We start from the raw sequence: 26,948 nt of genomic DNA on the forward strand, positions 1-26,948 counted from the left end.
TTTACTTTTGGACGCTTTTGCGAAGTGCAGGGTCTTTTATCTCGCGCGTCGTCTCGACCCGGCTCTTATTGATCTCGAGCGCTTCTTTGATGATAGACTCCATGGCGGCCCTATGGCGTCCCAAGCGCTCGGTAATCGCCTGGGAGGGCTGGTCTTGTTGGGTCACGCGACGCTTGAACGTCGAACTATTCCAAGCCATTTTCCTGCTCCAGATCAGCCAGCCGATCGGCAATCGCCGCGAAGAAATCCCTCACACCATTTTCTATCTCGGACAGTGCCAAGTCAACGTCGTCCGATTGCGGCAGTTGCTTGTTGCCATCGATCTGAACGACGAGCTTTGTGGCTTCGTTTGCTTCATCCAAAATGGGGATGGCAAAAACCCATTCAAGGTCCTCCCGCATCAGGCGCCGGCGTACACGGTTCGCGGGACCGGGCAGATAGAGTTCTTCCGGGAACGGCATCAGTTCCAACCGGCTCGCTCGCTCCTTGAATGCCGCGCCGACAATCGATCCTTCGATTGGCAGGAGCATCGCTTCGTCGGGATAGTCATCGTATCCAACGGCAAAACGCAGGCGTAGCGACATGGTGTAGCCGGGATCCATGATCGCAACCGCCACTCGGACCGAACCGGGGGCTGGGATGACGGACGATAGGACGTCCTCGACAAGCGCTTTTGTCACCTTGCATGCATCGACGTAGAGTTCTGGCCTGCGGAACAATCGCTGATCAAGACGCACGGTCGCGGCCTTCTCGGCGTCCTCAACTTCGCGGAAGGCGCGTTCGGCGCTCATGTCGAAATCGAAAAGATCGAGGCTGCTGTTCAGTACCAGGCGTTCCGCGGCGCCGGACGCTCGCAGGTTGAGTTCACCCGCGCCGAACAGCGCAGTCTTGAAAAACGAGGGAGGCCAGTTGAATAAGCCGAGGGCCGCAGGTTTGGCCGATCCGCCAACTTCGACGGCAATCGTCAGGGCGTCGGGATCGAGCTCTCGCTCTTCGTCGAATGGCCATGCCGGAAGATTAGAGACGATGCCGCCATCCATGTGCAGATCGCCGTCAATCATTCTGGGTGCGAAGACGATAGGCAACGCGATGGACGCGACGACGGCGTCGGCGGTCGACATTTCGGGGGTGCGCTCAGGTGAAAACAGATGCAGGCGGTGCCGACTGAGGTTCGCGCTGACGATCTTCAAGGTCGGGCGACCGTTCACCCCGAAGTCTCCCATGCGCACCACCCGGCCGGGTTCGGTCGGGAACATTCGGCGGCGGAGCAGCTCCTGCAGGGCATCCCGCAGCCTAGACGCGTCTGCCATCCCGGCGAGGATGTAAGCGCCCGCACAGACAAGCCATAGGACGACGCAGAAGAGAGTACCGAGTGCTAGCCATGGATTGCCCGGCGCCACCACCCACCCGATTCCAAAGACAGTTGCGATCGGCAGCAGGATAGTCGCGGCAAGGGTGGTGGGCAGACGCTGAATCGCCAGCCGCAACTTTGCGATCCGGCGCCACCCCAGGTTACCGAACAAGTCGGTGGTTCGCCGGATGCCAGGATCAATGTCGCGTAGCCCGTCGATCAAGGTACGGCCGGTCTGCGGATCCATCATCTCGCTCGACGACATGCCGGCGGCAGCAAGAGTTGCGATTAACGCACCCGCCGACGTTCCCGCCAGTCCGACGAACCGGACTTGGCGGCGTTCCATGGCTCTCAAGGCTCCGACATGGGTCAACGCTTTCGCGCCGCCTCCTGCGAAAGCTACAAACGCTCTTCGAGTCATTCCCCGCGCCCCTACCTGCACCCGCAATGGGCGCAGATAAAATCCTAACCTGTATACTCGGCTTTGGGAAAACCTCTGTTTCGCTCGAAAGGGAGTTTCTTAGTGCCCGTTTGGCATTGGCGCATATCTGGAACCTGAATGGCCGCTCTCCTTTAGTTGCTGCCGAAACCTGCCGTTCCGCTTCCGGCCCCGCTTAAGGCGCTGGCGTGGAATTGTGGGGCAGGGGGCTTACGTAACCCGCCGGGCAGGTGCGCGCCCCATTCCGGCCATTGGTGGCGCCGCTGGCGAACGCCAATAGCTGCCGCTTTTTGAGCTTGAGTTGATTGCCTCGAGAACGATCGGGTATCGAGCCGGCCAGTCTGGCGACTGCGCCAGGCCGGGTTGTGGCCTGCCATGCCTATGGGGCTGAGGCGGAGCGCTTTGCGGCGCCGCGGCACCGGGAGCGGAGCAAATCAGCGCCGATCGCCGTTCGTCCGTTTGCGGATCGGCCGCTGTTGCGCGTCTCCCATCTCAACAAGCACTTTCCGGTGCGGGCCGGGTTTTTCCAACGCCGGATCGGGAGCATCCACGCCGTCAACGATGTGAGCTTCGCACTTTTTGCCGGCGAGACGCTGGGGCTGGTGGGCGAGAGCGGATGTAGGAAATCGACGCTCGGCCAGACCATCGTGGGCCTGCATCCGGCCGATGGCGGCGACCTGCAGTATGTGCCCAGGGATGGCGCTGCGGTCGATCTGCGCCAGGCGCGGGGAGCGGTGGCGCGGCGGCTCAAGACCGAGATCCGCATGGTGTTCCAGGACCCAACGGGCTCGCTCAATCCGCGCATGCGGGTGCGCGACATCATCGGGGAAGTGCTGCAGGTCAATGGCGTGGGCAAGGCGGAGATCGAGGCGCGGGTGTAGCATCTGCTGTCGCGGGTGGGACTGAGCCCAGACTATGCCGAGCGCTATCCCCATGCCTTTTCCGGCGGTCAGCGCCAGCGGATCGCCATTGCACGGGCGCTGGCGTCCAATCCGCAATTGGTGATTGCCGATGAAGCGGTCTCGGCGCTCGATGTGTCGGTGCAGACCCAGATCATCAATATGATGCGCGAGCTGCAGGCCGAACTTGGGCTGACCTATCTCTTCGTCAGCCATGACCTGGGCGTCGTCGCCAATATCAGCGACCGCGTGGCGGTGATGTATGCGGGACGGATTGTCGAAATCGGGCCGACCGAGGCGATTTTCAGGGCGCCGCGCCATCCCTATACCGAGGCCCTGCTCGCCGCCATTCCCGGACGTCACCAACGCGGCGGGGCAGGGCGCATCCGCCTTGAGGGACACGTGCCCGATCCTGCCCATAAGCAGCCGGGATGCGCCTTTGCCGACCGATGCCGCTATGCGCTTCCTGCCTGCCGGGAGACGCCGCCGCCAATGGCCGGGACGCCGGTGCACAGCTACGCCTGCATCCGGGCCGACGAGCTGAGTTTGCGGGCTGTGCACAGGGAGCGCGCGCTCGAGCCCGCCTGAAGGGTGGCGCCTGCAGCAATTATCGGGGCGACGCCGTGCTGCCGACGATTTCCTCCAGCTCGGTCGCAACTTGCGGCGCACAGGCGAAAACGTCGCCCCGTCCATAAAGGCCGGTATCGGCCATGAAGTCGTTGGTGACGCCGCCGGCCTCGGAAACCAGCAACAGTCCGGCCAGGCAATCCCAGGAATTGAGCAGCGGCTGGAAGTAGCCCACATAGTGACCTGCCGCGACATGGGCCAGGGTGAGCGCCGTCGAGCCATTGCGCATGTAAGAGCCGCCGGCCGCCAGGAGGCGCTCGATGATGCCGCCCAGTTGCGCGCTGTAGACGGCATTGCTGCCGCCGATGGCGGTGAGGCCGTCGGCAATGACCGCGCGCGGATGGACCCTGATACGGGCGTCGTTGCGCCAGGCCCCTTCGCCCAATGCCGCCCAGTAGAGGTGATCGCGACAGGCATCATAGGTCAGGCCGAGCACCGGCACACCGTTTTCGAGCACCGCAATCACGACGCACCATGTCGGCAGACCGTGGAGGAAGCAGCTTGTGCCGTCGATGGGGTCGATCACCCATTGCCAGGTGCTGGTGCCCTCCTGCTTGCCATATTCCTCCCCCACCAGGCCATCGCAGGGAAACTGTTCGGCAATGGCGGTGCGGATCAGGCGTTCGACATTGGTATCAGCTTCGCTGAACAGGTCCTGGGCGGTGCGCTTGCTCTGGACTTCGAGCATGTCGTAGCGCTCGAAATAGTCCAGGGCGACTGCCCCGGACTGGCGGATAATGGTCTTGGCCGCGCTGAGGCGGTCGGCGCGTTCGCGCACTGTGTCGGTCATCTTGATACTTGCTAAATGGGGTCGGAGGCGCCGGTGGTTCTGCGGCGGATGAGAGTCACCGGGATAATGACATGCGGCTGCGCCGCTTCGGATTCCTCGATGCGTTTGGAAAGAGCCGCAATGGCCGCATCGGCGACGGCCTTGGGATCTTGCCGGATCGAGGTGATGTCATAGCTTTGCCAGGCTGCCTCGGCGATGTCGTCGCAGGCAACGAGCTTGATGTCTTCGGGCACGCGCAAGTCGCTCAGCCGCCGCAACTGGTCCAGGAATCCCAAGGCCATGAAATCGTTGACGCAATAGACGCCATCCACTTCGATGCAACTGGCAATGAAGGCTTCGGCGGCCTCTGCGCCGCCACCGTAATTCTGAACGCTGCCCTGAAAATCGCCGACAATATCGAGCCCGAGCGAACGCGCGGTGGCAATGAAGGCGGCCTTGCGCTGGGCAATCGTGTGAGAGGCGCGGCGCTGGCTGGCAATGGCGATGCGCTTGCAGCCGACCCTGGCCAGCTCTTCCGCCGCCAGGCGGCCGGCAGTGGCCGTATCGATGGAGACATTGGAAACATGCGTGCCCACTTCGGGCTTGTTGATCAGGACCAGCGGCACGCCATAGGCGGCGCATTCCTGCGCAATCTCGGCCGGCGGCGTGTCCGAGGTCACGATTGTGCCATTCACATTGTAATTGAGCATCATGTCGATGAGGTAGCCCACATCCTCACCCGGCTCCGTCGGCAGCAGCAGCGGCCGGAAACCGAGCGTGGCGAGGCCGCGCGCCAGATGGTCCACAGTGCGGGCCCGAAGCGAATTGTCCATGTCCGAGACGATCAGCGCAACCAGATTGGTCCGCTGTTGCGACAGGCCGCGGGCCAGGAAATTGACACGGTAGCCGAGCGTCTTGGCAGCGGAGATGACCTTTTCGCGCGTCGCCGGGGCAACGCTGGCACCGGCAGTGAACGTTCGGGAAACGGCCGAACGCGAGACGCCGGCCAAGAGGGCGACATCATCTGAAGTCGGTACGCGGTTGGCCCGCTCGTCGTTGCTCATGCCCAATTGTCCAGCCCGGCCTGCCTGCGGAATGCGGCAAGCAATAGATCTGCCCTGTCGAGATTGATCATGGGTGGGCGCAGGGCAACGATCTTCTCGAATATTTTCGGGGCATCCCCAAAATATTGCAGCATCGGCACGATGTTCAGTCTCTGCGCCTCCGGTGCATCGCGTTCGTAAGTCTCGACCCTGATTTCGATAATGGCAGGATCGAGATGATCCTTGAGCGCCTGCATCGAGTTGTAGCGCGCCCCATTCGACTTGATGCGGGCCGTGGGGGAAAGCGCCCTGATCCCGGCTTGCAACGCATGATCGCCGGACCAGTGAAAGCAATGCTCGGCAAAACCCATCGTGTCGACCAGGGCAAGTATCTTGGCCGGATCGGCGCATTTGTTCTCGATATAGATCTGGCGACCATAGGACTGACAGAGGGTGATCATCTCGGCCAGGGTCGGAATGCGCTGACCGGCAAATTGCGGAGAGAACCAGGCACCGGCATCGAGATTGCGGAGTGCGGCAAGCGTATGGTCGGCGACCTTGCCGGTGCCATTGGTGGTGCGCTCAAGCGTAGGGTCATGGATGACGACGAGTTCGCCATCGGCACTCTCGCGCACATCGAGTTCGAGATAAGCGCAGCCCTGGTCGAAGATCATCCGGGCCGCCGCCATGGTGTTCTCGGGAGCAAAGCGATTGGCGCCGCGATGGCAGACAATCTGCATGCCACCGATGTCGACGCGCTCGCAGCCCCCCAGGAGTTCGGGCTGGTTGGTGCAGATGCCCAGGCTCGGCAATTTGAGCAGGTCATCGAGGACCGCCTTGCGCTCCTCGTGCCATAGCACCAGGCCAAGTCCGAGTTGCCGTGCTCTGGCCAGCAGGTCGGGTGTCACCAGGTCCTGCGGCCGGTCACCGCCACGCTCCCAGCACAGATGGATGATATCTGCACCCGACTGTTCGGCGCGCTCGAAGGGGTCGGCGCCCAGCGGCACCAGGATCGAGACCGGATAGGGGCAATCGGCCGCGACCAGATCGCGGACCTCATCAACGCCGAAACTCCCCAGGCCGGCGCGCGTGAAGCTGGCCGCCTTCAGACGCGACATGACAATCCGCCCGGCGCCGCGGGCCTTGATCTCGACATAGAGGGCCTGGTCGAGTTCCCCGGCCAAGGCGATGACCTCGTCAAGGGTCGGTAGGTCGGGTGCGGCCTGGCGAATCTGCACCAGGGTCATCTCTGCGATCACCCCCGGAACGCCAAAAACACGCATCAACTCGGCGTCATGCGACACCACCGGCTGATTGTCGGCGGTGAGCTGCACGTCGATTTCCCACATGTCGGCGCCGAAGGCGGCGGCGACCCGAAAGGCCTGGAGGGTATTTTCGCGCGCATGCTGAGATGCACCGCGATGGGCTATGCATAGCGGTCGGCGATCCGGCCGTGCCGGAAAAGGGATGGTGTTGCGCATGGTGGACTAGACCGCCCGCCCGGATACGTCGAAGGCAAGCAGTTTCTCCGCGTCGAGCGGCCAGACAACCTTTTGCCCAAACACGACATCATCTCGCGCCGGCTGAATTGAGCGCAACACAACGCCATCGTCGAGGGTAACGTCGAACAGCGTCTCACGCCCCTGTGGCTCGACAAAGCTAATCGTGCCTTCGACCCGATTGGCGCCAGCGGCGCCGAAATGCTCCGGGCGGACGCCGAGGCTAAGCGGCGTATCTCCCGGCATGCCGGCAAGACGCGCGGGCAGGGGCAGGCTCGTACCCTCCTTGACGAGGAACCGACCGTCGCCGCTGGTCCGGCCTTCGAGCATGACGATGGGTGGATTTCCCAGAAAACCGGCCACGAACTTGTTGACCGGGGCCCGATACATGTCTGTCGGCGTGGCAATCTGCAGGATTTCGCCCTTGTTCATGATGGCGATGCGATCGCACATCGACATGGCCTCGACCTGGTCATGCGTGACCAGGATGGCCGTGATGCCGGTTTCGAGCTGGATGCGGCGGATTTCGGAGCGCATCTCGAGGCGCAATTTGGCATCGAGATTGGCCAGCGGTTCATCGAGCAGCAGGACATCGGGCTTGCGCACCAGTGCGCGGGCAAGGGCAACGCGTTGCTGTTGCCCGCCGGAGAGCTGCGCCGGCCGGCGCGCCAACAGTTCCTCGATATGCGTGAGCGCGGCAATGGCACGCACTTCGCGCTCGATATCGGGCTTGCTGTCGCCACGCACAGAAAGCGGGAAGGCGATGTTCTCGAACACCGTCAGATGCGGATAGAGCGCATAGTTCTGGAACACGACGCCCACATTGCGCTTCTGGCTCGGCACGTCGCTGACATCGCGGTCGCCGAACAGGATCTGGCCGCCATTGATGCGGTGAATGCCGCAGATGGCAAACAGCGTGGTCGACTTGCCGCAGCCCGAGGGGCCGAGCAGAGCCAGCATCTCGCCGTCATTGACGGCCAGGTTCATGCTGTCGATGACGGTGGTGTCATCGAAAGTCTTGGTGAAATTCTTGAGGGTGACTTGCATCAGCCTTTCGTGCCTCCGCCGAAAATGTTCATCAGCCGGTTCTGGAACACCACGAAGAGCACGAGGATCGGCAGGGTGTAGTAGAGCCCGACGGACTTGAAGAGGTTGAAGTTGTAAGTGGTGGAGTTGGGGTCCGAGACCACGTTGAGATAGGTGGACAGCACCTGGAAATTGGCCGAGGGGGCCAGGATCCGGGGCAGCATGAACTCGCTCCACCCATCGATGAAGGCAAAGATGCCGAGCGAAAGCAGGCCCGGTGTCACCTGGGGCAGGATCAGGCGCCGCCAGACGGTGAACCGGCTGGCCCCGTCCTGCACGCCGGCCATTTCGATCTCCCAGGGCACCTGGTCGTAAAAGCCCTTCATGATCCAGACGCCGAAAGGCAGCATGAGGCTGGCCTTGACCAGGATCACGCCGATCAGCGTGTTGTAGAGCCCCGCATATTGCAGCACGAGAAACACGCCGATGATCAGGGTCACCGAAGGGAAGGCGTGCATCACCATGATCCCGGACAGGAAGAACCGGCGGAACGGCAGGTTGAGCCGAGAAATGGCATAGCCGGCCGTGGAGGAGATGGCGAGGACGATCACCACCATGGACGTGGCGAAGAGGAAGGTCGTCAGCGTCGGCCCCCAGACGTCACCGGTCACCGTCGGGTCCCAGAGGAAGCGCCAGTGGTGGAAGGTGAACTCATTGGGAATGAGCGAGCCGGGCGGGGCATTGGTGAAGGTATCGATGACGAGGAAGAGATACATGATGGCCAGTGGCGCACTCAGAATGCCGAGCAAGGCATAGATAGGCCAGGCGGAGAAATTGCGGGTCATCATAGCTCCTAGAATTCGATCCGCGGCTTGTTGACCAGTTCGTCGAACCGGAACATGCGCAGATAGAGAATGGAGAGGATCAGGCCGACCGCGACCAGGATCAGCGCCATGGCGGCGCCCATGCCGTATTCGAGATTGCCGGTATAGTTGTTGAGCGCGGTATTGAAGGCTTCGAGGGCCCAGACCGTTGTCGTGCTGCCCGGGCCGCCATTGGTGGTCAGCCAGATCTGCTCATAGGACGAGAGCAGGGACAGGGTCTGATAGGAGGTGACAAACAGGATTGGCCAGCGCAATTGCGGCAGGATGATCCGCCTGATCTGCTGCCAGCGGCTGGCGCCGTCGACCTCACTGGCCCAGAGCTGCTGCACCGGTATGGCCCGCAGGGCCCCGGAAAACAGGATCATGCCAAAGGATGCGCCAACAAAACCGTTGACCAGGATGATCGTGGCCCAGGCGGTCGGCACGGAGCCCTTCATGTAGTTGAAGGCGGGCAGGCCAAGCTGTTCGGCGATGACGTAGAGAAAGCCATTGTCCCAGGTGAACCACTTCCACATCACAGCATAGAGCACGACCGGGGTGATGCGCGGCAGCAACCAGAGCACGCTGAAAAAGCCGGCCCCGGTCTTGGGCAGATAAAATGTGGTGATGGCCAGGAATAGCCCGACAAAAACGTTGAAGGCGAGGGTAGCAGCCACATAGAAAACGGTGTTGAGGACAATGCGGATGGTTTCCGGCCGGTCCAGCAGGGTCTGGAAATTGCCGCCATCAATCCAGCGCCAACCGGTATAGCTGGCTTCGGCGATGGCGCTGACGGTATCGACCGGCGCATCGGGCACCATGCTGGCAATGGCGGTCTCCATCGCGGCACGGCTGGAATAGCGGGTATTGAGGATCGAGCGTTCGAAGGGCTCTGTAGCCAGTTTGATATCGCGGATGCGGGTCGGGCGCGAGGGCAGGGCCTTGAGCGCGGATTCAAAGCTCCTTGCGTCCTCGAAGCTCTGGCCCATCAGGCTGGATTCGATTTCGCCCAGGAACCGAGGTTCGACACCGGCCTCGGCAGCGGCCGCGAGCGTTTCTGGTGTCACCGAGAAGCTGCCTTCGCTCAGCGCAGCGACGATGTCGTCATCGACCCCGGCATTGCCCAGGTCACGCAGCAGGTTGCCAGTGATGACATGAGAGCCGCCGGTAATGCCGGTGGACGTGCTCATATTGGTGAAGGCGAAGACGGTCGTCAGCACCACGGGCATGAGAAAGAAGGCAAAGAGCAGCGCAAGGGCCGGGCTGACAAAGGCCAGGCCGAGCAGGCAGGTTCGGGTGCGCATGAGAGCAGTCTCCAACGGAACCCGGGGCGCGGGTGGCGCCCCGGGAAGAGTGGCGGTTAGCGGACGATGATCTGGTCGCCCAGGGCCGAAGTGACTTCGGCTTCCAGCGCATTGACGGCGTCTTCGACCGAGATCGTGCCGGTCCAGGAGGCCTCGAGGTTCTTGTACATCGCGGTCCAGTAGGGGCCGAACTCGACATCGTTGGGGATGGCGGTGGCGTGCGGCAGCAGCTCGGTGGTGGCGATGCCGGCCCAGCGGTCATTGGCAAAGAGCGGGATCGAGGCCTGGGCATCGCTCAGCGCGACCTTGCCCGACTTGACTGCATGGAGCGCGTTGAAGCGCGGCTCGGAAGCGATGGTGATCAGTTCCGCAGCGATGGCGGCATCCTCATCGGTGCCGGCATTGGAGAGCAGGTAGACCAGCGGATGGCTGATGGTATTGGCCTTGCCGTTCTCGTTGCCGGCAGGGATCAGGCTGTACTGCATCTGGCCGAAGAAGTCTTCCACGCCCCATTTGGTCTTCCATTCCGAAACCGTCCAGGTGCCGGCATGCCAGAAACCGGCCTGATCGTTGGCGACGGCTTCGTGGAAGGCATCCCAGGTCGAACCGAGATGGGTCGCCGGCACAACGCCAGCATCAGCCGCATCGACGAAGAACTGGAACATGTCGGTCATGGCCTGCTTGTCGAGGACAAGCTTGCCGGTTTCCGCGTCGACCATTTCACCGCCGAAGCTGATATAGAACTGCCAGTAGTCAGGGCCGTTGCTGGGGCGGGGCAGGAAGCCCTTGCCGGCTTCGACCACACCGGCATCCTGCATCTTCTTGGCGTCGTCGATCATGTTGTAGAGCGTGTATTCGCCGCTGGCGACCTTGCCGGGCAGGGCCTCGATATCGGCATCGGTCCAGCCGATGGCCTTGAGGTTGGCACGCGAATAGTAGAACGGGCGCGACTCGGCATCCTGCGGAATGCCCCAGACGACGCCGTCATAGCTGCTGATCTCATAAAGGTTCGGATAGATGGCGTTGAGCGGCCAGGCGTCGAAATCGACATAGTCCTCGACCGGACGCAGCAGGCCCGACTGGGACCATGGGCCGATATCTTCGTGTCCCGAGATGATGATATTGGGCGCATTGCCCGCTTCGGCTGCCAGGGTTACGGCCTGCTTGAAGTCGTCCCAGCCGGACCAGGCCTGCGTTTCGACGGTAATGTTGAGCTCTTCGCCGCGAATGGCCGCTTCGCGCTCAAGAATGTCGGCCGCCAGGACGATATTGTCGTAGCGGTAGTTGCTGGTGTCGCCGGTGCCGCCAGCCCACACGGTGATGGTATAATCCTCGGCCTGCGCGGCGAGCATGGTGCCCGAGAGCAGCATTGCCGTGGTGGCGAGCAGTTTTGTCGTCTTGAGAGAGATCATGTTTGAAGCCCCGATAATGCGTCGGATGAATGTCGTTGCACGCGCGTGCAAACATGTCTTTACGGGGGCGTTGTGACAGGCAAATTACAGCAGCGCGAGAAAACTGCGGTCGATAGAGTTCCTTGACGTTCCCCGCGTGGATAGGGCGCCAAGGTCTGCGGAACCTGTCCTTCGGGTGACGCATGCGCCCTCGAAATGGTCCGGCAAGGGCCCCACACAGTTGGCGGGCATCGTGTCTGCACTTGGCCGGTTTGAGATATTTCCCGACATTCCGCAACCGGCCCCCCCCCCTCAAGGCGCTGGTGAGCAAGGATCCGGGGCAGGGGACATTCTCGCGAGGCGGCACTGCGCTGCCCGACGAACCGCTCGCCTCAATCGTTCTCCCGACTGGCCGATGTTGGCCAAAGGAGAATGAAAATGGGTATCTCACAATACGACCCAGCCGCTAGAGGTCGGTCGGCGTGGAACGCCGGTCGGCAGGTCGGCGCCAAGCGGGCGCTCAACGTCCGGCAGATCTGGGCAATATGGACCTGTCGCGGTTTGATGCCGCTCCTTTGATAGCATTTACTGCAACAAAGGAGACGAACTATGGGCACGGTAAGAACGGATGAATTCCGTAAGGACGCGGTGCGGATTGCGCTGACCAGCGGGCTGACACGGCGGCAAGTTGCGGCTGATTTGGGCGTTGGGCTTTCGACCCTGAACAAATGGGTGAACGCACACCGGGACACAGATGTAGTCTCGGCCGAGGACCGTGAGCTGGCGCGGGAGAACGAGCGGCTTCGGCACGAGATCCGCATCCTGAAGGAGGAGAGGGACATCCTAAAAAAAGCCCCCCAGTTCTTCGCGAGCCAAAAGCCATGAGGTTTCGGTTTATCGAAGAGCATCGTGGGGCCTTCCAGATCGACCGGTTGTGTCAGGTCATGAACGTTAGCACGCGCGGGTTTCGGGCTTTCCGCAGGCGCCCGGCCAGCCACAGGCAGCGGACGGATCTTGTTGTTCTGGCGCATATCAAGGAACAGTCGCGTCTGAGCCTGGGCAGCTATGGCAGGCCCCGAATGACCGAAGAACTGAAAGAGGTCGGCATCGATGTCGGTCACCGGCGCGTCGGTCGCCTGATGCGCGAAAACGGGATCACCGTTGAAAGAACGAGGAAATTCAAAGCGACAACAGACAGTGACCACACCTTCAACATCGCGCCAAACCTGCTGGACCGTGACTTCACGGCGGATCGGCCCAACCAGAAATGGGCAGGCGACATCAGCTATATCTGGACCCGCGAGGGGTGGTTATATCTGGCAGTCATCCTGGATCTGCATTCCCGCCGCGTGATCGGTTGGGCCGTCAGCAACCGCATGAAGCGGGATCTGGCGATCCGAGCCTTGAAAATGGCCATCGCCTTCCGGGCGCCTCCCAAGGGCTGCATCTTCCACAGTGATCGCGGCAGCCAATACTGTTCGCATGACTATCAGAAGATCCTGCGCCCAGCATGGCTTCCGGGTCTCAATGAGCGGCAAAGGTAATTGTTATGACAATGCGGCCGTCGAGACGTTCTTCAAAACCATCAAGGCCGAGCTGATCTGGCGACGGTCATGGGTAACCAGACGGCAAGCTGAGATGGCGATCTTCGAATACATCAATGGCTTCTACAATCCGCGTCGACGGCACTCAGCATTGGGCTGGAAAAGCCCGGTCGCCTTCGAGCGGAAGGTGGCTTAAACGAGCACCTGGGGCGGCACAAAAACGCGACAGGTCCAATACGGTTCTTCCTGGATCGGGAGGGTCGCATGCGCGACCGAGCGCTGTTTGACCTCGCCATCGATAGCAAATTGCGCGGTTGCGATCTGGTCAAGCTCAAGATCGGCACCCTGGTGACCGGTCGTGAGATTCGCGCCCGGGCGATGGTGACCCAGCAGAAGACCGGCCGGCCGGTGCAGTTCGAGATCACGAGTGATGCCAGAACAAGTGTGTTGGCGTGGCTCGAAAGGCGAGGGGGCTCGGTTGAGGATTTCGTCTTTCCAAGCCGAGCCGATCCGAACGACCACCTGAGCACCAGGCAATATGCCCGGTTGGTGGATGAGTGGGTGACCGCCATCGGTCTTCGCAAGGAGGAATATGGTACGCATTCGCTCCGGCGCACCAAGGCTTCGCTCATCTACAAGGCGACCGGCAATCTCCGTGCCGTGCAGATCCTTCTGGGCCATACCAAGATCGAAAACACGGTTCGGTATCTGGGCGTCGACGTTGAGGACGCACTGGAACTGGCGGAACACACAGAAGTCTGACGATCAGCGGCCTCACCGTTGGTGAGGCCGCACAGGAGGACACCGCCGTCAATGATCTTGGTTCGAAAACGGCAACCGGACGGTCAGCATTCCCATGATCGCGTCTCTACCAAAGAGCACATCCGGACCATCTTCGATGCGCCCCGTTCCGGCCGTTAAGAGCCAAAAAGCCGGTTCTCGAAAGCAGACATGCAAATTTGGCAGGGATAGTTCCGCCAGCAGCCCCCGCTGTTTCCCCTTCCATACACTACGCGGGATTGTGCATTTGGGCAGTTCAGTCGGTTTGTCGGATATGGGCAAAGCCACGCATCCGGAAGCTAGAGCAGCGACGCGCTGGGGGCAAAGCGGCGCGCGGTGACTTCAAGCAGCAGGGCTACCGCCAGGGTCACGGCAACGACGACGGTGGCCAGGGCCGAGGCCGCCGGGGAGTTCCCCTCATACTGCAGGAAGAACACCATCACGCCCAGCGTCTCTGTGCCGGTTGACCACAGGAGGGCCGAGAGCGTCAATTCGTTGAAGGCGCTCATGAAGACGAGGAGGGCACCGGCAATGGTTGCGGGCAGCACCGAGGGCAGCGACAGCTGCACAAGCCGCCGCGGCACGCGCGCACCGAGGATCTGGCCGGCCTCGTCGAGTGCCGGATCCATCGTGGCGTAGCTTGCCGCGACAGGACGGAGCGCCAGCGGCAAGAAGCGGGCCAGATAGGCGACAAGAATGATCCAGGCGGTGCCATAGAGTGACACGCCGAACACCGGCAGTGGCGGCAGGAAGACCATGATTACACCAAGCGCCAGCACAGTGCCGGGAACGGCATAGGGCGCGTCGGCAAGAAGATCTAGCAGCCGGGCGAGCGCATTTCGGCGGACGGTGGTCAGGTAGCCGAGGATGAAACTGGCCAGGGCCGAAATCAGCGCAGCGGCGCCGGCCAGAAGAAAGCTGTTGGTGAAGGCGCGGCGCAGGGCGGCATTGCTGAAAAGGAAGCCGAAATTATCGAGGCTGAGGGTGGCAACGCTCAAGCGAACGCCAAGCGCCGGAACAAGGGCGCTGGCGATCAGTGCCAGCAGCGGCAGAACCGAAATCAGCAGCACAAGCAGCCAGACGACACACTCCATGGGCAGGCGGAACCTGCCGAGCGCGAAGGGATCAAGGGGCTGCCCGGTGCGGTCGAGGTAGGAGGTGCGGCGCAGCAACAGCCAGCGGAGCAACAATCCGGCTGCAGCCAGCAGCACCAGCACCAGCGACAGGCTCGCCACCTGCGCCAGCGCCGACGGCCCGAAGCCGGTGAGGCGTTGATAGATCAGGGTCGTCAGCACCGTGACGCGCCCGGGGATGCCGAGCAGTGCCGGCACGCCGAAATTGCCGATGGCCGCGACGAAGGCAAGGGCACCGCCGGCCAACAGGCCCGGCCGGGCCAGTGGCAAGACGATGCGCCAGAGGATCGCCGTGCGCCGCGCGCCGCTCACGCTGGCGGCTTCGACGAGATCGCGCGGCAGTGCGCGCAAAGAGGTCAGCGTCGCCAGCATGACCAGCGGCGCATGTTCGAGCCCCATGACCCAGATGATGCCGCCCATGGAATATAGAGGATTGGCGGTGCCCGGTGGCGGCGCAAGGCCGGCGAGGCGTAGGAGCGGGCTTGAGGGGCCGGTGAGTTCGATCCAGGCCAGGGCCGAGATCTGCGGCGGGATCAGCATGGGCAGCAATAGCAGGAAGCCAAGTGCTGTCCGGCCGCGAATGTCGGTCAGATGCAGCACGGCCGCGCCCAGCCCCCCGATCAGCAGCGAGACCATGGTCGCGCCGACCGAGGCAATCATCGTATTGCCGAGTGCGCGTGGCGCCGCGCGGCTCTGCCAGACGTCGAACAGGATGCCGAAGGCCTGGCCGTCCTCGCCAGGCCGCAGCGCCTCGATCAGCAGCCGGCCGAGCGGCATCACCCCGACCACGAGCACGTAAAGACACAGTCCGGCGAGGAGGAAAACCTCGCCGGACTGCGAAGGCCACCGCATGCGCAGGGGTGGCAACAGGCCCAGGCGATCAGCCGCCGAAGAGATCGGCAAAGTGCTGCTTGTTGGCTTCGTCGTCGGCCAGCATCTGGTCGAAGTCGGCCGGCAGAATGTTCAGGGAATCGACTTCCGGATAGCCTTCGGGAACGGCAACGCCGGCAAAGATCGGGAAGTAGCCCTGGGTGACCGACTGCTCCTGGGCGGACGCGGACAACTGCCAGTCGACAAAGATCTTGGCAGCTTCGAGCGCGTCGGTGTCCTTGAAGATGGCGATCGGCTGGGTGATGGAGGAAACGCCCTCGGCCGGGAAGACGAAATCGACGGGCGAGCCGTCCTTCTTGGCGTTGAGCGCCATATATTCGATGATGATGCCATAGGGCTTTTCGCCACGCGCCACGGCCTCGACCACGGTGCCATTGCCCTGGCCGGCCACGGCGCCATTATCAGCGAGAGTCTCGTAATATTCCCAGCCGAATTCGGGCTGCTGCACAACGGTGCCGACATGGATGACGGCCGCGCCGGAATAAAGCGGGCTCGGCATGATGAGGCCTGAGGCGATCTCGGGCTGGGTGAGGTCGGCCCAGGCAGTCGGCGGCGTGTCGACCAGGTCGGTGTTGTAGATGATGCCGGTGGTGATCAGCTTGGTGCCGAAAAAGGTCATGTCCGGATCAACGCCGCTGGCCGGAAGGTTTTCGACCGGCGCGTCGGTATAGGCATAGAGCAGGCCTTCGTTCTTGAGCTGCGTCATGGCGACCGCATCGGCGATCAGGATGACGTCGGCCTGGACCTGACCGGCGGCCACTTCGGCCTGCAGCTTGCTCATCACTTCGGTCGTGCCCGAACGGAAGAGTTCGACGGTGATCTCGGGGTGATCGACGTTGAACGCCTCGATCACGGCTGTCATCTGCTCGGTGGGCTGGGACGTATAGACGGTGATGGTCGAGCCATCCTGGGCCAGAACGGAGGCCGGAACGGCCGAAATGGCGAAGGCTGCCGCAAGGCGAAGAAGCGTTGTTTTCATCGGATTTTCCATCGTGTGACCCGCGGGTGCGAGCGTCGGAGGGGACGTAGCCAAATCGCGTGACATCGGCGTGACGCTCAGGCGAGTTGCAGCGCGCCTTCCGTCCAGGGGATGGCGGGTAACGCCGCATGCAGGGCGCGGAGTTGTTCCGCCGGCACGAAGGCAGGCATCACGACCTCCGGCTCGACCGCGTCGAGAAGGGCCCGAATATCTGACAATCGGGGGTGCACGTTCCAGCGCAGGACGCTGGCGCGGCCTCCGGCAACGGCAAGCGCCGCCGGCGTGCCGCGCGAGACATGGCCGGTGAAGACGATTTTGACTTCGCCGGTCCGCCAGGTGGCGAGCAATTGCGCGGCGAGACCGCCGCTTGCATCGGCCTTGGCTGCGATCATGACGCCGTCCGGCTCGTCATCTGCATAGAGAGTTTCCGTCTGCTCGAGCAGGGAGGCCAGGCGCTCTAGTGCGCCCGGTGCCAGTTCCGCGCCGCCCTCGATCAGCATGGCGGCCACGGCGCGATGGACGGGGCAGAGGCGGACGCGATGGCCTGCCTCCCACAGCAAGAGCGCCATTTCCAGGCCGCGGCCCGCCGCCGGAGCGGGCAGCAGCAAGGGGCCGGCGGCGGCAAGTGCGGTCAGTTCGGCAAGGGCCTGCTGCACCGTGCCGTCCCAGGCGCCATAGGAGGCATCGGCAACCAACGCACGCGCGCGCGGCCAGGGTTCAGCAGGATAGAGGTTGCTTTCGAGCGAGAAGTCGCCGGTATAGAGCAATCCTTCTGCGCCGCCGATCCGCATCCAGACGGCGCCGGGGGCATGGCCGCAGCGGCCGGTGGCGATCTCGAGGCCGAGATGGCGGGCGGCATCGTCAAAATCGCCGACGGCGCGGATATCGGCGAGCCGTGCGGCAAGGCCGGTGGCAAAGACCGGGGGGCTGCCGATGTCTCCGAGGCGATACAGGGCACCGGTATGGTCACGGTGGGAATGGCTGACAAGAACTGCGTCCACGGTGCCGACGCCGACCAGGTCGGGTTCGCGGTCGTCATCGGGCCCCTTGCCGCAATCGAGCAGCAGGCGGCGTCCGGCGATCTCGAGAAGGAAGCAGGCGGGTCCCTTTTGTCCATAGCCCGATATCGCGGTCAGCCTCATGCCGGGAGCACCCAGCCGCCGGTCACGGCAAGATCGACACGCGCACCAGGCTCTGGCGCCGCCGCCATGCCGAGGCCGATGGTCTTGCCGCCAAACTGCTCCAGCGCCAGCGTCACCAGGTGATCGGCGCCGCGGAAGGATGTGTCGACTACCCTGCCGACCAGATGGGGCCGCAGTCCGGCCGCTGCCGGGACGACGTTTTCGGGACGCAGGCTGAGCTGGGCGGCGCCGACTGCAGCCACACCCGGAAGGTCGAGCGTCACGCCGCCGAGTGAGACGCGGCGCGTTCGGTCGTCGAGCCGTGCGGCCACGTCGACCGGCAGAACCACCCCCTTGCCGAAAAACTCGGCCACCATCCGCGTCGCCGGCTGCCCATATAGCTCCTGGGGCGTTCCCAGCTGCTCGATGCGACCGGCATTCATGACGGCGACCCGGTCGGCCAGGGCCATGGCCTCGGCCTGGTCATGCGTGACAAAGACGAAGGTGGTGCCGGTCTTGCGGTGAATGCGGCGAAACTCGGCCTGCATGGACTCGCGCAGGTGCGGATCGAGATTGGCCAGCGGCTCGTCGAGCAGGATGAGTTCAGGCTCGGTCACGAGGCAGCGCGCCAGTGCGGTGCGCTGGCGCTGGCCGCCGGACAGTTCGGGCGGTCGGCGACTGCCCAGGCCCTCGAGTCCAACCATCGCAAGGGCGGCCTCGACCCGTGCCGCGCGCTCGCGGCCGTGCATACCCCGCACCGACAGGCCAAAGCCCACATTTTCGGCGACGCTCATGTGCGGCCAAAGGGCATAAGACTGAAATACCATGCCCAGCTTGCGCGCTTCGGTCTCAACCCAATGGTCGGGGCCAGCCACCACGCGGCCAGCGATCTCGATCTCGCCGGAGGTTGGCCGTTCGAGCCCGGCAATCAGGCGCAGCAAGGTGGTCTTGCCGCAGCCGGACGGTCCCAGCAGCGCGAGGAAGGTGCTCGGCTCGACCGACAGCGTCACATCCTGCAGCACTGCGGTGTTGCCGAAGCGCTTGTTGATCTGCCTCAGTGTGATCTGGTCCATCGCAATCGCCCCTTCGGGCGGTGGCTGTAGGCAGGCGATGTGACAATCGTGTAACGGCAAGGCCGGCTGCGGGTCTGCCTGGCCTCCGAAGCCAGGAATTCGCACGTCGATCCTCCGTCACGCAACCTTCGCCTTAGCGTTAAGAAACCGTCAGCTCTGCCGCGTACATCGACCGGGCAATGCAATTACAATTGCAGGGAGAGATCATGTCACGCAGTTTGCACATTTCGATTGCAGCCAGCTTCGTCGCCCTGGCCGCCTCCACCATCGCCGCCCAGGCGCAGACCACAGTCAGCTTTTGGCACAGCTTCAACAATCGAGCCGGTGAAGCTCTCGAAGAAATCATCGCCAACTACGAAGCCGCCAATCCGGACGTCGACATCCAGGGTGAGTATGTCGGCAACTACAACGACATCGTCGCTCGCCTGCAGGCCGCCATTCCTGCCAACCGGGCGCCCGCCGCAGTGATCCTGGAGGTCACGCGCTACGGGCTCTTTGCCGATGGCGGTGTGCTGGTGGACCTCACGCCCTATTTCGAAGCCGACCCGCTCAAGGACGAGCTCTTTGATTATGCTCGCGAAATCGGGGTCATAGGGGACAAGAACTATACCGTCCCGTTCAACTCCTCGACCCCGGTCCTGTATTACAACAAGGACATTTTCGCCCGCGCCGGCATTGAGGGCGAGCCCGACCTCGGCACTTTCGACGAGATCCTCAAGGCTGCCCAGACAATCACCGAAACGCTTGGATCAGAGGGCATCACTGGAATCGCCGCACCCGGCCAGTTCGCACGCTGGGGCCTCGTCATGGCCAATGGCAGCGACCTCATCGATTCCATGACCGGCGAAATCCTGCTTGATGATCCCAAGACCATCGAGGCCTACGAATGGATGGCATCCCTCGTGGATGAGCACAAGGTAGCCTCGGCCGACGGTGTCACCGAGGAAGACAACGGACGTGACGCGTTCCTCGCCGGCAAGGTCGGCATCATGATGAACTCGACCGGCAACTATGTCGGCGCCCGCGAAGCTCTCGGCGATAACCTCGGCGTTTTGCCCATGCCCTGCAATCCCGATTGCTCCGTGCCGATCGGCGGCGCCGGCATCGGCATTCTTGCCAGCGCTCCGCAGGACGTCCAGGACGCGGCCTATGATTTCGTGAGCTATGCCGCCTCGGCCGAAGCCAACGCCATCTGGTTTGCCGCGACCGGCTACCTGCCGATCAACAAGAACTCGGCCGAACAGCCTGTCGCCGTCGAAGCACTGGCCAACCAGCCGGGCATCGACGTAGCGATCAAGTCCCTTCCCTATGCCCACGGCCGTGCCCGCACCCCGGTGGTGACCTGGATGCGCACTACCGAGTACGATGTGTGGCAAGCGATGGCCTTGGGCCAGACCCCCGTGGAAGCGGCGATGACCAAATTCGCTGAAGACACCCGTGCTGAGGAAGCCCGCATCAGCAACTGATCCTCTGCCAGATGGGCGGCGGGCCGTTTCCGGTCCGCTGCCCTCCCAGGTGCCTGCGAAATGTCCAAGCTCACGCCCTATCTGCTGGTCGCGCCGCTTATCGCCTTCATCGCGATTTTTACCTATGTCCCGATCGTTTCGAGCGTCGACCTCAGCTTCCGCTCCTGGAACTTCATGTCGCCGGAAATGCCGTTCGTCGGCTTTTCCAACTATGCGCGGCTCTTTGCCTGGGACGACTTTTGGGATTCGCTCAAGGTCACGACGATCTTTGCGGTCATATCGGTGCCGATCAGGCTGGTGCTGGCCCTGGCCATCGCGAGCTACCTCAAGCGCGAAACGCTGAGCTCGCGAGTCTTGCGCGGGGCCATGTTTCTGCCGACCATCACTTCGACGGTCTCGATCGCGGTTGTCTTTTCCTGGGTATTCTCCACCGACTATGGTCTCGCCAACGGCCTACTGACCGCCATGGGGCTGGGCAAGGTACCGTGGCTGCAGGACCCGAGCGTGACGCTCCTCGTCCTCATCTTCATCAACACCTGGAAGCAGCTTGGCTACGACGTCATCATCTATATCGCCGGGCTGCAGGCGGTGCCTCAGGAGCTCTACGACGCTGCCGCCATGGACGGGGGACGGCGCTTCCAGGTGTTCCGGCGGGTCACCGTGCCGCTCATTATGCCCACGACCTATTTCCTGCTGGTGATCTCGGTCATCGAGGCCTTCCAGATTTTCACCATCATCAACGTGATGACGCGCGGCGGGCCGGCGGGAGCGACCGACATGCTGGTGCACCTGCTTTATCGCACCGGCTTCGTGCTCTTCGATATCGGCACGGGCTCGGCGCTCGCCATCATCCTTTTCGTGCTGCTGATCGGGCTGGCCCTGGTCAAGGCGCGGGTCCTTGGCGCCAAGGTGCACTATGAAGCTTAGGCAAAACGCAACGACCGCGCTGGCGCTCGTTGCCGGGCTCCTGTTCCTGTCGCCGGTCCTCTACTCGATCTGGATGTCGTTCCAGACGGCGCAGTCCTATTATCGCGGCGGCTTCGAATTCAGCCTGGGCAACTATGGGACGGCGGTCACCAAGTTCAATTTCGCCCGCTACCTCGTCAACTCGATCATTGTGTCGGGCATGGTGACGCTGGTGGGGCTGGCGGTTTCGACGACGGCGGCGTTTGCCTTCGCGCGCTTCGACTTCAAGGGCCGCGACCTGCTCTTCGGGATCACGGTGGCGACTTTGATGATCCCGAGCCACATCACGCTCATTCCGAACTATCTGACCCTGGCGCGGGTCGGCCTGCTCGATACCTATGCCGGGCTCATTTTGCCCGCGATCTCCAACGGCTTTGCCGCGTTTTTCCTGCGCCAGTACATCCGCGGCATTCCGCGCGCACTCGATGAGGCAGCTTACATGGACGGGGCACGGCCGCTGCAGGTCCTGTGGCGGGTGATCGTGCCGATCTCGCGGCCCGCCATCTTCTCGATGGGGCTCTACATCTTCCTTGGCGAGTGGAACAACTACATCTGGCCGCTCGTCGCGGTAGGCAAGGAAGACCTCTATACGCTGCAACTCGGGCTCGCCAGGCTCTACAGCGTCAACCCCGGTGAAGGATTGATCGACTGGCCGCTGGTCATGGCGGCCTCGACCATCACCATCCTGCCGGTCCTGTTCGGCTTTTTCCTGGTGGAGCGGCATCTGGTGCGCGGCATCACCATGGGCGCCGTCAAATGATACAAGGACAAAGACGATGACACGCATCGCATCCCATCGCGGCGGCACGCTCGAATTTGGCGACAGCACGCCCACCGGATTTCGCAAGACGGCGCAGATGGCGCTCGAGGAGGTCGAATTCGACGTCCATCCGACACGCGACGGCGCCATCATGGTCCATCACGATGCAACGCTCGAGCGCACCACCGACAAGACCGGGGCGATCGCAACGCTGAGCGAAGCCGAGGTGCGGGCCGCGACCATCAATTACAGCGGCGGCGAGCATCCGCTCTCGCTGGACGAGCTTTGCGACATCTATCGCGACAGCACGGTCGAATTCCGCTGCGAGATCAAGCCGGATGCCGAAGGCCGCGCCTACAGTAACTTCGTGCCAGGGGTCGTCGATACCTTGCGCAAAGGCGGTATGCTGGAGCGGACGCGGTTCTCGTCGTTCCTGCTCGATACGCTGGTGGAGCTCGGTGCGGTGACGCAGCGGCCCTGTCTCTGGCTGGTTAGCCCGCAGGTCTTGCGGCTCGTCGGCAGAACCGCGCTCTTTGAAATAGTGCGCGCGCGCTCGATATCCGAGATCGGGGTCCACATCGACGAGGCGGACGCCGAGCTGATGGCGGCGGCCAACGACGCGGGAATCGCTTTTGGATGCTGGGCAGCACATGCGGCCGAACAGATCGAAAAGGCACTTGGGCTGGGGATCAAGGTCTTCACGACCGACCGGCCGAGCCTGGCCATTGCTCTGCGCGACAATCGAGCGGGGAGGCAGCCGGCATGAGCGCCATAGCGCTACGTAACGTCCGTAAGGCTTATCACGGCGGTCCGACGGTGCTCCACGATCTGTCGATGGCAATCGAAGCCGGGGAGTTCATCGTTATCGTCGGCCCCTCCGGATGCGGCAAGTCCACGCTTTTGCGCCTCATTGCCGGGCTCGAGCGCGCCGATGGCGGCGATATCGAAATCGGCGGCACCCGCGCCAACGACTTGCCGCCGCAGGACCGCGATATTGCGATGATCTTCCAGAACTATGCGCTCTACCCGCATATGAGCGTGCGCGAGAACATCGCCTTCGGGCTCGAACTGCGCGGCGTGCCCAAGCGCGAACGCAACGCGCGCGCCGAGAGCGTCGCCGGGATGCTGCAGCTCGACCCCTATCTCGAGCGCAAGCCGGGCGCACTCTCGGGCGGGCAACGCCAGCGCGTGGCCATGGGCCGGGCCATGGCGCGCAAGAGCTCCATCTTCCTGATGGACGAGCCGCTCTCCAATCTCGACAATGCATTGCGCATCGCCATGCGCACTGAAGTCAAGGAACTGCATCGCCAACTTGGTGCCACCATGGTCTATGTGACCCACGACCAGACCGAGGCCCTGTCGCTGGCCGATCGCATCGCCGTGATGAAGGACGGGCACCTGTTGCAGTTCGATACGCCTGAGGCGATCTATGATCGGCCGGCGCACCGGTTCGTCGCCGGGTTCCTTGGCGTGCCGCCGATGAACTTTCTGTCGGCAAAAGCGGTGCCGGGCTATTCGGGACCCGAGGGACTGACCATAGGCCTCCGCCCCGAGCACCTGTCCATTCATGCCGGGGAGCCGGCGGCCAACGGGCTGGGTGTGCGGCTCCTGCTCTCGGAAATGACCGGGGCGACGGTCATCCTTCATTGCGAGAGTGCCGCCGGGCGTATCACGCTGAACTGCGCGCGCAAGGACATGCCACAGGGGAGCGATGCCCTGTGGGTAAATCTCGAGCTTTCGCATGCGCTCTATTTCGATGAAGACGGCAAGCGTGTTGAATTGTCCTGAAGGCAGGAAGCACACCTGCGTCCCTTTTCATCCAGGCCGGGATCGTCCGTGATCGAAACGAAAGATACGGTTTCCGAGGCATTGCGGAACCTCATCGCACGCAATTCGACGCGACTGACGCGGGCGGACGAGCGCCTGCTCGAAGTCCTCACCCAGGACCCGGTGCGCGCTGCCATCGACAATGGCGCGGCTGTGTCGTCCCGGGCGGGCGTTCATCCGGCATCGGCGGTTCGCCTGGCGCGCCGGCTTGGCTTTTCCGGCTATCCAGAATTTCGCACCTTCATCCAGTCGAGCCTGATCGCGGGCGGGGGCGACCTCGACAGTCCCGCTGCGCGAATGGCGGCGCGACTCGTCAAGGCGGACGACGGCGGCGTTCTCTCTTCGATCCTCGACAGCGAAATCGCCGCACTCGAGCAGGTCCGCCAGCGCGTATCGGGCGGTGACATCCGCCGATTTGCCGAGTGCATCCGCGAGAGCCGGCGCGTTTTCGTCTTCGGGCGCGGACATTTTGCCTCTCTCTCGGCCTTGGTGACCTTGCGCCTCAATCGCTCTGGCTATCCTTGCGTCGATCTCGGCAGTGACATGCACCAACTCCCCGAGGTGTTGAGCCAGATGACGCGCAAGGACACGCTCTGGCTTTTCTCCTTCCGCCGATCGGTGCCGGTGCTGAACGAGATCAGGGCCATCGCGCATTCGGCCAAGGCTACGACCATGGCGATTACCGACCTGAAGGGCGTACTGATCAGCCCCCCGCCCGACCACCACATCGCTGTCTCGCGCGGGGCGGTGGGTGAGTCGCAGTCGCTCGTCGTTCCCATGACGATCGCCAATGCCATCATCCTCGATCTTGCCTCGATCGATGAAGGTCATTCGATCCGCTCCCTTGAGCGGTTCAAGGCCTTTCGCACCCAGAGCGGCCTCTCACGCTCTCTGACCTGAGGCGTTACGGGCAGCTAAGCGCCCCATTTCAGTCGTTCAGGCTGCCATCGGGAATTCCTGAAAGCTGCCGGAGTGCACTCGTGTGCGGATCGCCAATAGGGGATTTCTGAACGACAATTTCAGCTGCCCACCGGCGATTGGAGGTGGAGTGCTCCCCACGGACCGCAGTGAGGTCTCGACGGTTTCACCGCAAATTAAGGTAAACACCGTATGACTTGAGATCTACGGATATCTGCGAGATCCCGCCGTGTTCAATCGCAAAAGCAAGACGCCTGCTCCAGGTTCTTTTACGGTCAGCGACTACCAGCTCACCCAAGCCTTACACCGCGCGCAAGCGATCATCGAGTTCCGGCTTGATGGCACGATCGTTGCGGCGAACGAGAATTTTCTAGCCTGCATGGGCTACACGCTCAGCGAAATCGTCGGACGACATCATTCGCTGTTCGTTGATCCCGAATATGCAAGCTCAGCCGAGTACAAGGCCTTCTGGAAGAGCCTTGCTGCGGGTGAATATCAATCTGCCGAATATCGTCGCTTCGCCAAAGGGGAACGGGCTGTCTGGATACAGGCAACCTACAATCCGATCTTTGACAAGGATGGACATACGATCGGCGTGGTGAAGTTCGCGACCGACGTCACCGTCCGCAAACGCCGCGACGCCGATGCACACGGACAGCTCGAAGCCATATCGCGGTCACAGGCGGTGATCGAGTTTGAGACCGATGGCACAATATTGACCGCCAACCCCAATTTCTGCTCGGCACTTGGCTATCGTCTCGACGAGATCGTGGGCAAGCATCATCGGATTTTCGTTGATCCGGCAGAAGCAGCGAGTGCTGACTACGCCAAGTTCTGGGACGGGCTGCGTGCCGGTCGCTTCCAAAGCGCGGAATATCGCCGCATTGGCAAGAATGGCGCCGATGTTTGGATCCAGGCGACCTATAATCCGATCTTTGCGCCTTCGGGCCGCATTACCAAGATAGTCAAGTTTGCAACTGACATCACCGCACGCAAGAAAGCCGTGCGGGTGCTGGGTGACCAGTTGGAAGACATGGCCAATGGCACGATCGTCGATACGCTTTCTGAGGCTCTGCCTGGCGAATTCAATGATATCCGTCTGGCACTCAAATCCACGCTGACGCGTTTTGCCAGCTTTGTCCGGGATCTCAAGGCGTCCGCACATGGCCTGCGGACGGCCACAGAGAGCATCGCCTCTGGCGCAAGGGACCTTTCGGGTCGGACTGATACCCAGAGCCGGGCCGTCGAGAACCTGTCGCACGCAACCGAGCAATTGTCCGGCACGGTTACCGACAATGCGCAGCGCGCGGAGTTGGCCAGTCATAAGGCGGATGCGGCCGCGGCAATCGCGAACAGAACAGGTGAAGTGGTCGTGGATGCCAACAAGGCGATGGTCTCAATCGCTGAATCCTCCTCGAAAATTTCCAATATCATCGGCATCATCGACGACATCGCTTTTCAGACCAACCTGCTAGCGCTCAACGCCTCAGTCGAGGCGGCGCGCGCCGGGGAGGCCGGCAAGGGCTTTGCTGTGGTCGCTGTGGAAGTGCGCCGTCTCGCCCAATCCACCGCCACGGCCTCGGCCGAGGTCAAGGGATTGATCGAGACATCAGGTCGTGAGGTGAACGATGGCACGCGCCTCGTCTCGGAGGCCAATTCTAAGGTCGAGGCGCTTCTGCAGGCGATTGGCGAAGCCAACCGACTCGTGACCGAAATTGCTGGGGCCACAAAAGATCAGGCCGCAACGATCGGCAGCGTTTCAGATGCGGTGCGCCTGATCGACCAGATCACAAGGCATAATGTCGGCCTTGTACGCGAAACCAATGACGCCGTGTCAGGCGCGGATCGCGAGGCCCTAGCCCTGGACCAAATCGCCGACAGTTTTAGCGTCGACAGACCGACCACATCGACACGTCGCCTTCGCGCTGCGGGATAGGCCTGCGAAGCAGCGCACCATCAATCGCAATGGTGCTTTGATGCAGCTTGCCGAGCGTCAGTTTACTTTCGCCCGGCTTCATAAGGTACATCTGAACTGGGACAGCAGAGCGCCCCATTCCGGCCGCTCAGGTAGCTCTGGCGATTTCCCGAAAGCTGCCGTCGCCAAAACGTACGGCAGACGGCTCAAACGGGGTGGGGAGCGGACTGTCGGCTTTTATTAGATCCGAGCGCAAAGCGGCAATATGGAGCGCCTTCGGAAGGTATTTGAGCCGCCAAGGCTGCATGCCAGTTGAAGCTTGACTTGGCCGCTGCTTTTGCTGATCGTCGCTGAATGGTCGAAA

General features: G+C 62.5%; 23 protein-coding genes and 2 pseudogenes. 11 read left to right on the forward strand and 14 right to left on the reverse strand.

All coding sequences use genetic code 11. The annotated features are described in order from the left end of the window. Position 1: 1 nt before the first annotated feature. Positions 2 to 199 (reverse strand): hypothetical protein, encoded by a 198-nt coding sequence (locus JEQ47_RS12935; RefSeq protein WP_198876792.1) that lies wholly within the window; start codon positions 197 to 199, stop codon positions 2 to 4. Then, positions 186 to 1,772, reverse strand: coding sequence for a patatin-like phospholipase family protein (locus JEQ47_RS12940; protein WP_268905744.1), 1,587 nt, complete (start codon positions 1,770 to 1,772; stop codon positions 186 to 188). The genes JEQ47_RS12935 and JEQ47_RS12940 overlap by 14 nt, the downstream gene beginning before the upstream one ends. A gap of 581 nt (positions 1,773 to 2,353) precedes the next feature. Between JEQ47_RS12940 and JEQ47_RS20680 the strand changes: the two are divergent. After that, a pseudogene (locus JEQ47_RS20680) lies at positions 2,354 to 2,800 on the forward strand (ATP-binding cassette domain-containing protein); the annotation flags it as partial. Between the two features lie 147 nt (positions 2,801 to 2,947). Then, positions 2,948 to 3,277: an oligopeptide/dipeptide ABC transporter ATP-binding protein gene (locus JEQ47_RS20685; protein WP_236020865.1), complete on the forward strand. Its 330-nt coding sequence runs from the start codon at positions 2,948 to 2,950 to the stop codon at positions 3,275 to 3,277. Between the two features lie 19 nt (positions 3,278 to 3,296). Here JEQ47_RS20685 and JEQ47_RS12950 read toward each other — a convergent pair whose 3' ends face one another. From JEQ47_RS12950 to JEQ47_RS12980, 7 genes are read right to left on the reverse strand one after another with little or no spacing between them, the layout of a single operon-like run. Continuing rightward, complete coding sequence (locus JEQ47_RS12950) at positions 3,297 to 4,106, reverse strand: inositol monophosphatase family protein (RefSeq protein WP_198876794.1); 810 nt, start codon at positions 4,104 to 4,106, stop codon at positions 3,297 to 3,299. Between the two features lie 11 nt (positions 4,107 to 4,117). Next, entirely contained in the window at positions 4,118 to 5,149 is a 1,032-nt protein-coding gene (locus JEQ47_RS12955) for a LacI family DNA-binding transcriptional regulator (protein WP_198876795.1), read from the reverse strand. Beyond that, the gene (locus JEQ47_RS21170) at positions 5,146 to 6,609 is read right to left on the reverse strand and encodes a glycerophosphodiester phosphodiesterase family protein (protein WP_198876796.1); all 1,464 of its coding nucleotides are present in this window, start codon (positions 6,607 to 6,609) and stop codon (positions 5,146 to 5,148) included. Before JEQ47_RS21170 ends, JEQ47_RS12955 begins: the two co-directional genes overlap by 4 nt. 6 nt (positions 6,610 to 6,615) lie before the next feature. Further along, the gene (locus tag JEQ47_RS12965; RefSeq protein ID WP_035086513.1) at positions 6,616 to 7,674 is read right to left on the reverse strand and encodes an ABC transporter ATP-binding protein; all 1,059 of its coding nucleotides are present in this window, start codon (positions 7,672 to 7,674) and stop codon (positions 6,616 to 6,618) included. After that, positions 7,674 to 8,498 (reverse strand): carbohydrate ABC transporter permease, encoded by an 825-nt coding sequence (locus tag JEQ47_RS12970; RefSeq protein ID WP_035086538.1) that lies wholly within the window; start codon positions 8,496 to 8,498, stop codon positions 7,674 to 7,676. The genes JEQ47_RS12965 and JEQ47_RS12970 overlap by 1 nt, the downstream gene beginning before the upstream one ends. 8 nt (positions 8,499 to 8,506) lie before the next feature. Then, positions 8,507 to 9,820 (reverse strand): carbohydrate ABC transporter permease, encoded by a 1,314-nt coding sequence (locus tag JEQ47_RS12975; RefSeq protein WP_198876797.1) that lies wholly within the window; start codon positions 9,818 to 9,820, stop codon positions 8,507 to 8,509. Positions 9,821 to 9,876: 56 nt separating this feature from the next. Beyond that, positions 9,877 to 11,232 (reverse strand): ABC transporter substrate-binding protein, encoded by a 1,356-nt coding sequence (locus JEQ47_RS12980; protein WP_035086508.1) that lies wholly within the window; start codon positions 11,230 to 11,232, stop codon positions 9,877 to 9,879. 588 nt (positions 11,233 to 11,820) lie between these two features. On the opposite strand from JEQ47_RS12980, the pseudogene JEQ47_RS12985 reads away from it, so the two are divergent. Further along, a pseudogene (locus tag JEQ47_RS12985) lies at positions 11,821 to 12,951 on the forward strand (IS3 family transposase). 8 nt (positions 12,952 to 12,959) lie between these two features. Next, positions 12,960 to 13,517: a tyrosine-type recombinase/integrase gene (locus tag JEQ47_RS12990; RefSeq protein ID WP_236020867.1), complete on the forward strand. Its 558-nt coding sequence runs from the start codon at positions 12,960 to 12,962 to the stop codon at positions 13,515 to 13,517. A gap of 317 nt (positions 13,518 to 13,834) precedes the next feature. Here the strand turns inward: JEQ47_RS12990 and JEQ47_RS12995 are convergent, their stop codons facing one another. The 4 genes from JEQ47_RS12995 to JEQ47_RS13010 form a co-directional block, all read right to left on the reverse strand. After that, positions 13,835 to 15,571, reverse strand: a complete 1,737-nt coding sequence (locus JEQ47_RS12995) for an ABC transporter permease (RefSeq protein WP_198876799.1) — start codon at positions 15,569 to 15,571, stop codon at positions 13,835 to 13,837. Continuing rightward, positions 15,549 to 16,538 (reverse strand): ABC transporter substrate-binding protein, encoded by a 990-nt coding sequence (locus JEQ47_RS13000; protein WP_198876800.1) that lies wholly within the window; start codon positions 16,536 to 16,538, stop codon positions 15,549 to 15,551. Before JEQ47_RS13000 ends, JEQ47_RS12995 begins: the two co-directional genes overlap by 23 nt. 77 nt (positions 16,539 to 16,615) lie before the next feature. Then, the gene (locus JEQ47_RS13005) at positions 16,616 to 17,680 is read right to left on the reverse strand and encodes an MBL fold metallo-hydrolase (protein WP_035077460.1); all 1,065 of its coding nucleotides are present in this window, start codon (positions 17,678 to 17,680) and stop codon (positions 16,616 to 16,618) included. Next, positions 17,677 to 18,732, reverse strand: a complete 1,056-nt coding sequence (locus JEQ47_RS13010) for an ABC transporter ATP-binding protein (protein WP_035077463.1) — start codon at positions 18,730 to 18,732, stop codon at positions 17,677 to 17,679. The genes JEQ47_RS13005 and JEQ47_RS13010 overlap by 4 nt, the downstream gene beginning before the upstream one ends. A gap of 206 nt (positions 18,733 to 18,938) precedes the next feature. Between JEQ47_RS13010 and JEQ47_RS13015 the strand changes: the two genes are divergently transcribed. The 7 genes from JEQ47_RS13015 to JEQ47_RS13045 all read left to right on the forward strand — a co-directional run bounded on the left by JEQ47_RS13015 (position 18,939) and on the right by JEQ47_RS13045 (position 26,605). Beyond that, the gene (locus tag JEQ47_RS13015; RefSeq protein WP_198876801.1) at positions 18,939 to 20,198 is read left to right on the forward strand and encodes an ABC transporter substrate-binding protein; all 1,260 of its coding nucleotides are present in this window, start codon (positions 18,939 to 18,941) and stop codon (positions 20,196 to 20,198) included. A 60-nt stretch (positions 20,199 to 20,258) separates the two neighbouring features. Next, positions 20,259 to 21,125, forward strand: coding sequence for a carbohydrate ABC transporter permease (locus JEQ47_RS13020; protein WP_198876802.1), 867 nt, complete (start codon positions 20,259 to 20,261; stop codon positions 21,123 to 21,125). Continuing rightward, a complete protein-coding gene (locus JEQ47_RS13025) occupies positions 21,115 to 21,924 on the forward strand; it encodes a carbohydrate ABC transporter permease (RefSeq protein ID WP_035077473.1) in 810 nt (269 codons plus the stop codon). The genes JEQ47_RS13020 and JEQ47_RS13025 overlap by 11 nt, the downstream gene beginning before the upstream one ends. A gap of 16 nt (positions 21,925 to 21,940) precedes the next feature. Beyond that, positions 21,941 to 22,690 carry a glycerophosphodiester phosphodiesterase family protein gene (locus JEQ47_RS13030; protein WP_198876803.1) on the forward strand — a complete coding sequence of 250 codons (750 nt, stop codon included), beginning with the start codon at positions 21,941 to 21,943 and terminating at the stop codon, positions 22,688 to 22,690. After that, entirely contained in the window at positions 22,687 to 23,712 is a 1,026-nt protein-coding gene (locus JEQ47_RS13035) for an ABC transporter ATP-binding protein (RefSeq protein WP_035077480.1), read from the forward strand. The genes JEQ47_RS13030 and JEQ47_RS13035 overlap by 4 nt, the downstream gene beginning before the upstream one ends. A 48-nt stretch (positions 23,713 to 23,760) precedes the next feature. Further along, positions 23,761 to 24,651 carry a MurR/RpiR family transcriptional regulator gene (locus JEQ47_RS13040; RefSeq protein ID WP_328768958.1) on the forward strand — a complete coding sequence of 297 codons (891 nt, stop codon included), beginning with the start codon at positions 23,761 to 23,763 and terminating at the stop codon, positions 24,649 to 24,651. A gap of 247 nt (positions 24,652 to 24,898) precedes the next feature. After that, positions 24,899 to 26,605: a methyl-accepting chemotaxis protein gene (locus JEQ47_RS13045; RefSeq protein ID WP_198876804.1), complete on the forward strand. Its 1,707-nt coding sequence runs from the start codon at positions 24,899 to 24,901 to the stop codon at positions 26,603 to 26,605. A 127-nt stretch (positions 26,606 to 26,732) separates the two neighbouring features. Here JEQ47_RS13045 and JEQ47_RS20495 read toward each other — a convergent pair. Continuing rightward, positions 26,733 to 26,948, reverse strand: a 216-nt coding sequence (locus JEQ47_RS20495; RefSeq protein ID WP_210337986.1) for a hypothetical protein, incomplete at its 5' end; no start/stop codon positions are given.

Source organism: Devosia sediminis (assembly GCF_016411825.1).
Lineage (GTDB): Bacteria > Pseudomonadota > Alphaproteobacteria > Rhizobiales > Devosiaceae > Devosia > Devosia sediminis.